We start from the raw sequence: 6,541 nt of genomic DNA, 5'->3' as shown, positions 1-6,541 counted from the left end.
GCTCCGGCGCCCGCCCCCGCGCCGGCCCCCGGCCCCGCGATCGACAACGGTCGCGGCTGACCCTGTGCGCACCGCCTGACCCAGGCACAGCACCGAGGCCCGCCCCCTTCGCAGGGGGCGGGCCTCAGTCGTCGTACCGGCGCACGGGACCGGACGCTTTGTCCGGTCCCGGGCGGGCAGTTAGCGCGGCGCCATGCGCAGGGCGCCGTCCATGCGGAAGCTCTCGCCGTTGAGGTAGTCCTGCTCGACGATCGCGTTCGCCAGCTGCGCGTAGTCCGACGGGCGGCCGAGGCGCGACGGGAACGGGATCGCGGCCTCGAGGGACTTCTGGAACTCCTCGGTCAGGCCCTTGAGCATCGGGGTCTCGATGGTGCCCGGGGCGATGGTGTTGACGCGGATACCGAACTGCGCGAGGTCGCGTGCAGCGCAGATGCCCATCGAGTACACGCCACCCTTCGAGGCGGCGTAGGCGATCTGGCCGACCTGGCCCTCGTAGGCGGCGACGGACGCGGTGTTGATGATGACGCCGCGCTGGCCGTCCTCGTCGACCGTGTCCTGGGTGGACATGGCCTCGGCGGCGAGCCGCAGCACGTTGAACGTGCCCACGAGGTTCACCGAGATGGCGGTCTCGAACAGGTCGAGGGCGTGGACGCCCTTCTTGGAGACGATGCGGGCGGCCGGGGCGATGCCGGCGCAGTTGACGACGACGCGCAGTGGCGCGGCCTCGGTGGCCTTGGCGATCGCGGCCTTGACGTCGTCCTCGCTGGTGACGTCAGCGGCGAGGAGGGTGATGCCCTCATCGATGCCCTGCTCGACGGCCTTGTCGATGGACTGCTGGAGGTCGAGGCCGAACACGACCGCGCCCTTCTCGGCGAACGAACGCGCGGTGGCGTTTCCCAGGCCGGAGGCGGCACCGGTGACGATGACGGAAGCACCCTTGATGTCCACGGGCGATGTCCTTTCTGTTGACGACGCAAGCACTAGGAAGTGCAAGCATTAACGCCTCCAGTGTCCCAGACCGGTCGTCAGCGCACGTCGAAGGCCGGGCTCTCCCCCCTAACGGGGAACAGACGCCCCTCGATCCCGCGGCCCGACGCCGTGTACACCACGCGGTAGGCGCCGGCCGGGGTGCCGGGCGGGATGTCCCAGGTGATGAGCGCGTTCGTCACGGTGAGCAGGCCCTCGAACACGATCATCGTGGACCAGTCGCCGTCGTCGTGGACCCGTACCCACCGGTCGCCCTCCCGGCGCTCGATAGCGAGGTAGGTGTCTCCCCGGCGCAGGTCGGAGTTGGGGTGGGTGCCACAGAACCGCACCACGACCCGCTGTCCGATGCGGTACTCCGTGAGCGGCGGGTCCAGGACGTCGCCGAAGTTCCGCAGCGGTGCCGGGGTGTCGACGAGCGGGTTGCCCAGCGGGGATACGGGGATCTGTCCGGTGAGGTCCCGTTCCGAGGTGCCCGGGTCGAGCGGGGTGCCCGCGCGCATCGAGCGGGCGAGCTCCGCGGCCGTCTGCTGGATCGCGGGGAGCGTCCACGGCCCGAAGATCGTCGCGCCGCCCTCGTAGTTCTGGGCCGAGTACTCCTCGGGCGTCGTCACGTAGTGCCCGTAGGCGTTTGAATACCCCTGGACGGTGACGTGGTCCTCGGCCACGCCGAGTTCGGCCGCGAGCGTGCGCCGCAGCCGTAGACCAGCCACCACGGTGGGTTCGAAGCCGAGGGTGAACAGATAGTGCCCGCCCAGGCGTACGAGGTGGAACGGGTACACGCGCTGGACGGCCTGCGGTACGAGGCCCACCGGGAGCAGGACGTCCTTGGCGCCGTGCGCCTCGCGGAGCCAGGCGGGGATCACCACGTCGGTGATCGCCGCGATGACGGGGTTGCCGCCGCGGTCGCCCTCGGCGAACGGTAGCTCGTCCCCACCGCCGCCGTCCTCCTGGCTGCCCGACGCGAACGACGCGCCGAGGGCCGCCACCGTCGTCCGGTGGGGGCGCCCGTCGCCGGTGAACTCGGGCCGCACCTCGACGGCCGACATGTCCACCCAGCGGTGCCGGACGTCGATCCCGTTGCCGAGCGGCCGGACCCCCTTGTCCACCTGGTCGCGCGCGGCCGCGAACTGTCGCTCGCCGATGATCCGGGTGTTGAGCCACTCGTCGGGCGTCGGTCCCCGGCCAGGGGCCAGGTCGAGGTTGGGGCTCACGTCGCCCGGGTTGGTCTGCGCGAACGCGGTGACCAGCTCCGGCGTGCGGCCGTCGAGGTAGTCCTGCCCGGCCACCTCCCGCTCCCAGTGCCATGCGGCGAAGCCCTTGTTGTCGGAGGACGCGATCGTGTTGTGGGAGGTCATCGAGGTGGCGTGGACGCCGAACCAGTTGAGCACGCCCACGAGCCGGCCGTCGCGGGTGATCTGCAACGACTGCGACCGCGGGTCGATCCCCGCCGGGAACTGCGCCCGCTCCTCGGGGGTGTCGCGGTCGAACGACCCGCGGGAACGCTGGACGCCGGCGTCGTGCAGCGCGCCGGTGGTGACCCCGACGCTCGACGGCGCGAGGTCCTGGTGCGCCATCCGTGCGGCGTCGACGATCCCCGCCACGTTGGCCTCGAACGTCACCGGCCGGAAGCCCAGCATCGACAGGTCGACCATCGGATGGCCGGATGTCCCGCCGGGTGCCACGTGGGTGTGCGTGGCGGTGATGACCACGTTGCCCTCGTGGTAGGTGTCGCCGAACTCGGCGGCCAACCGGCGCAGCACCTCCTGCTGGATCGACTGGAAGACGAGACCGATCTCGGCGGTGACGTGGAGGAACCGGGGTGACGACGGCGAGTCGGCAAAGACGAAGGCGCGGGCCCGCTGCCGCAGATGCAGCCCGACGGACTGCTGCTCGGTGTCCGCGTACCCGTTCATGCCCGCGCCCAGCGGCTCTCCGGTCATGTCCCCGATGCCGCGGCCGACGTAGATGGCCGTGGACTGGCCCTGTGCCACGGCTGGCAGGAGTGACTGCAGCGCGGCGACCCCGCCGAGTGCGGCGGCCCCGCCCAGGACGGTGCGGCGGTTGACGGCCATTCGGTTGGCGGACATCGACTCTCCCCGGGTGCGCGTATCGCGGTGACTCGCATCCCCGCATCGGGAAGTGACGCTACCCAAGTGGACGCTCGTCCGGGGTGTCCTCTGCGTGCCGGACGGACGAGCCGGGCGACAAACGAGCAGCGGCCCGGGTGGGGAGGTCCCCACCCGGGCCGCTGCGTGCTCTGCTGAGCCGTGAGGCGCTATGCCGGTGTTCAGCCCTTGGCGGCGGCGTAGCGCTCGGCCACGTCCGCCCAGTTGATGACGTTCCACCAGGCCTTGACGTAGTCCGGCTTGACGTTCTTGTACTGCAGGTAGAAGGCGTGCTCCCACATGTCCAGCATGAGCAGCGGGGTGATGTTGATCGAGATGTTGCCCTGCTGGTCGGTGAGCTGCTGGATGATCAGGCGCTGCCCGATGTGGTCCCAGCCCAGGACGGACCAGCCCGACCCCTGCAGGGTCGTGGCGGCGGCGTTGAAGTGGGCCTGGAACTTGTCGAACGACCCGAACTCGGCGTCGATCGCGGCGGCCAGCTCGCCCTCGGGCTTGTCGCCACCGTTCGGCGACATGTTCTTCCAGAACACGGAGTGGTTGGTGTGGCCACCGAGGTGGAAGGCCAGGTTCTTGCTCAGCAGCGGGGCCTTGGCGGCGATGCTGCCGTCCTCGCGGGCCTCGGCGAGCTGCTCGATGGCGTCGTTCGCGCCCTTGACGTAGGTCGCGTGGTGCTTGGAGTGGTGCAGCTCCATGATCTCGCCGGAGATGTGCGGCTCGAGAGCGCCGTAGTCGTAGTCGAGATCGGGAAGAACGTACTCGGCCATAGTGGAGTGTCCTTTCAGTTGGGTGGCGGGCTGCGCACGGGAGTCCCCGTGGCGCCCGTCACGACGTCCACCTCCACCATAGTGATCCGTCCACCGGTGCGTCGTGCTGCGCGACCGCCGGCTGCCGCCCGAGCCGATGGCCTGCCATGATCGGGGTCGTGGATCACTCTGATACGGCCCCGGCCGGCGGCATCATCTCCGTGTCGGCCGTCGTGCTCACCCGACCCGACGGGGCGGTGGCGACCGTCCGCAAGGCGGGCACCGACCGGTTCATGTTGCCCGGCGGGAAGTGGGAGGCCGGGGAGTCTCCCCGGGCGTGCGCCGCCCGGGAGATCGACGAGGAACTGGGGGTGATCATCGCCCCCGATCGGCTCACCCCCCTGGGGCGGTTCGACACCGCGACCGCCAACGAGCCCGGCTTCTCCCTGGTCTCCGAGGTCTTCGCCGCCGAGGTGGACGGCGGGCAGCAGCACCGGGCCGAGATAGCGGAGTTGCGCTGGGTCGCGGCCGCGGAGGTGGCCCACATCGCGACGCTGCCGGAGGACGCGTGTGCGCCGTGGGCCCCCCTGCTGGTGCGCGTCGCCCGCGACTGTCTGACGTGATGACGGTGCCTGGTCAGATCACCAGGAGGACGACGAGCACGATCAGGAGCGCCAGGGCGACGGCGACACTCACGTGGAGGTTGCGGCGACGGACGTGGTCGCTGCAGCCGGACCCCTCGAAGGGCTGCGGCGGCTCACCGTCGAGGATGGCGCGCAGGCGCTGCGCGGCGGGCTGTGTAGCGGTCACGTCGAACTCCCCCTCGGTCGAACTGGTCACCACCCTAGCGCCGACTATGGCATTGGTCACATCACGTCCGGATCACGAATGGGCCGGAGGGTTACCCTGGCGGCATGGGCTGGCTACAAGACGCGATCAGACACTCCGCCATGCGTACCGCGACCACGGTCGTCGACGCCGAGGCGGCGCTCCCGGGCCGCGCTGACCCGGTGCCGGTGGCGCCGGCGAACATCGTCACCGGAAACCCGATGGTCCCGCCGTTCCCGGAGGGCCACGAGACGATCGTGCTCGGCATGGGGTGTTTCTGGGGCGCGGAGAAGATCCTGTGGCAGCTCGACGGGGTCTGGACCACCGCCGCCGGGTATGCCGGCGGGTGGACGCCGAACCCCACCTACGAGGAGACCTGCACCGGGGCGAGCGGCCACACCGAGGCCGTGCTGGTGGTCTTCGACCCCGAGGTACTGCCGGTGGAGAAGCTGCTGGCCACGTTCTTCGAGTGGCACGACCCCACGCAGGGGATGCGCCAGGGCAACGACAGGGGAACCCAGTACCGCTCGGCCATCTTCACCACCACGCCGCAGCAGCTGGAGGCGGCCCGCCGCATCGCCGAGGGCTACCAGAAGGAGCTCGACGCCGCCGGTTATGGCCCGCTGACCACCGAGATCGGCGAACTGGGGGAGGTCCGGTCCGGCACTTTCTACTACGCCGAGGACTACCACCAGCAGTACCTGGTCAAGAACCCGGGGGGCTACGACTGCCACGTGCGCAGCGGCGTCGCCTGCCCCATCTGACCCCCATCTGACCGGGGGCTCCCGCGCCTGACCGGGCGCGGGAGCGGAGGGTCGCGCCGAGGGGTCAGGCGCATCGGACATGCGAGAGGGCCCGGCAGGATCTCTCCTGCCGGGCCCTCTCGTTAATTCCGAAGGACGTCAGATCGCTCTGACGTCAGATCACATCGGGGTGATGTTCTCCGCCTGCAGGCCCTTGGCGCCCTGCGCGACGTCGAAGGAGACCTGCTGGTTCTCCTCGAGCGAGCGGTAGCCCGAGCCCTGGATGGCGGAGAAGTGGGCGAAGACGTCGGCCGAGCCGTCGTCGGGGGCGATGAAGCCGAAGCCCTTGTCAGCGTTGAACCACTTAACGGTGCCGGTAGCCATATTGGCGTCCTTTCGAGAGTCGGTACCCCGCTTGTCGGGATCCCAGGTGCTGCAGCAGAGAGCGTGCTGTGTGTTTCCCTGCGGTGCCGCACTGCCCTCTCTCAAGGACGGTGGATCTACAGAAATACAACGAACGATTTCAACTACTGAGGAAGACCATACACACGCCGTCGCGATCCGTCACCCCTGATGTGACGACGGCTACATGTGCTGCCTGATCTCGTCCGCCAGAACGAGGGCGTGGTTGTGCTCGGTGTCCTTCGCCGCATAGGCCAACACCAGGTCGTCGCGGGCCGCCAGCGTCGCCAGGCGGCCCACCTCCCCGGCGGCGGGATCGCGTGACAACTCCTCCCGATACCTCTCCGCGAAGTGCTCGAAGTCCAGTTCACCGCGGTGGAACCCCCGGCGCAGGTCGGCGGACGGAGCCACGTCCCGGCACCAGTCGTCGTGACCGAGGGAGTCCTTGCGTACGCCCCGCGGCCACAGCCGGTCCACGAGGACGACGTGGGCCCCCGCCGGGTCGGCCTCTCCCGAGACGAGGTCGTGGACGCGCACGCAGTAGACGGACATGGACCCAGGCTCCGGCACAGCGCCGTCCGACGCCACCCGGGCTGTGTCAGCATGGTCGCCATGACCACACCGCGGCGTCAGGGGCAGTGGCGCTGGGTCGCGCACCCGCCGTGGCGACCCCCCACGCCCGTGACGCGGCCGCCCGTCCCGCGGCACCGCA

The 6,541-nt window shown here is 70.1% G+C and carries 8 protein-coding genes; 2 read left to right on the top strand and 6 right to left on the bottom strand.

Annotation, left to right across the window (positions count from 1 at the left end; genetic code table 11):
- Positions 1 to 180: 180 nt before the first annotated feature.
- From G6024_RS10785 to G6024_RS10775, 3 genes are all read right to left on the bottom strand, one after another.
- Positions 181 to 948: an SDR family NAD(P)-dependent oxidoreductase gene (locus G6024_RS10785; RefSeq protein ID WP_067714893.1), complete on the bottom strand. Its 768-nt coding sequence runs from the start codon at positions 946 to 948 to the stop codon at positions 181 to 183.
- Positions 949 to 1,025: 77 nt separating this feature from the next.
- Positions 1,026 to 3,074 (bottom strand): neutral/alkaline ceramidase, encoded by a 2,049-nt coding sequence (locus G6024_RS10780; protein WP_159148680.1) that lies wholly within the window; start codon positions 3,072 to 3,074, stop codon positions 1,026 to 1,028.
- Positions 3,075 to 3,274: 200 nt separating this feature from the next.
- Positions 3,275 to 3,877 carry a superoxide dismutase gene (locus G6024_RS10775; protein WP_067714888.1) on the bottom strand — a complete coding sequence of 201 codons (603 nt, stop codon included), beginning with the start codon at positions 3,875 to 3,877 and terminating at the stop codon, positions 3,275 to 3,277.
- Between the two features lie 158 nt (positions 3,878 to 4,035).
- Between G6024_RS10775 and G6024_RS10770 the strand changes: the two genes are divergently transcribed.
- A complete protein-coding gene (locus G6024_RS10770; RefSeq protein ID WP_235027863.1) occupies positions 4,036 to 4,479 on the top strand; it encodes an NUDIX hydrolase in 444 nt (147 codons plus the stop codon).
- Between the two features lie 13 nt (positions 4,480 to 4,492).
- Here G6024_RS10770 and G6024_RS10765 read toward each other — a convergent pair whose 3' ends face one another.
- Positions 4,493 to 4,696, bottom strand: a complete 204-nt coding sequence (locus G6024_RS10765) for a hypothetical protein (protein WP_096906251.1) — start codon at positions 4,694 to 4,696, stop codon at positions 4,493 to 4,495.
- A gap of 74 nt (positions 4,697 to 4,770) precedes the next feature.
- Here G6024_RS10765 and msrA point away from each other — a divergent pair, with 74 nt between their 5' ends.
- Positions 4,771 to 5,448: a peptide-methionine (S)-S-oxide reductase MsrA gene (gene msrA, locus G6024_RS10760; protein ID WP_371606854.1), complete on the top strand. Its 678-nt coding sequence runs from the start codon at positions 4,771 to 4,773 to the stop codon at positions 5,446 to 5,448.
- 159 nt (positions 5,449 to 5,607) lie between these two features.
- Here the strand turns inward: msrA and G6024_RS10755 are convergent, their stop codons facing one another.
- Together G6024_RS10755 and G6024_RS10750 are read right to left on the bottom strand one after the other, a co-directional pair.
- Positions 5,608 to 5,811, bottom strand: coding sequence for a cold-shock protein (locus G6024_RS10755; protein WP_007629661.1), 204 nt, complete (start codon positions 5,809 to 5,811; stop codon positions 5,608 to 5,610).
- Between the two features lie 201 nt (positions 5,812 to 6,012).
- Complete coding sequence (locus G6024_RS10750) at positions 6,013 to 6,381, bottom strand: DUF488 domain-containing protein (RefSeq protein ID WP_069389755.1); 369 nt, start codon at positions 6,379 to 6,381, stop codon at positions 6,013 to 6,015.
- Between the last annotated feature and the right edge of the window lie 160 nt (positions 6,382 to 6,541).

Origin of the sequence: Dietzia maris (assembly GCF_014144855.1) — a bacterium.
GTDB lineage: Bacteria > Actinomycetota > Actinomycetes > Mycobacteriales > Mycobacteriaceae > Dietzia > Dietzia kunjamensis.
This window is presented reverse-complemented; position numbering and strand designations above follow the sequence as displayed.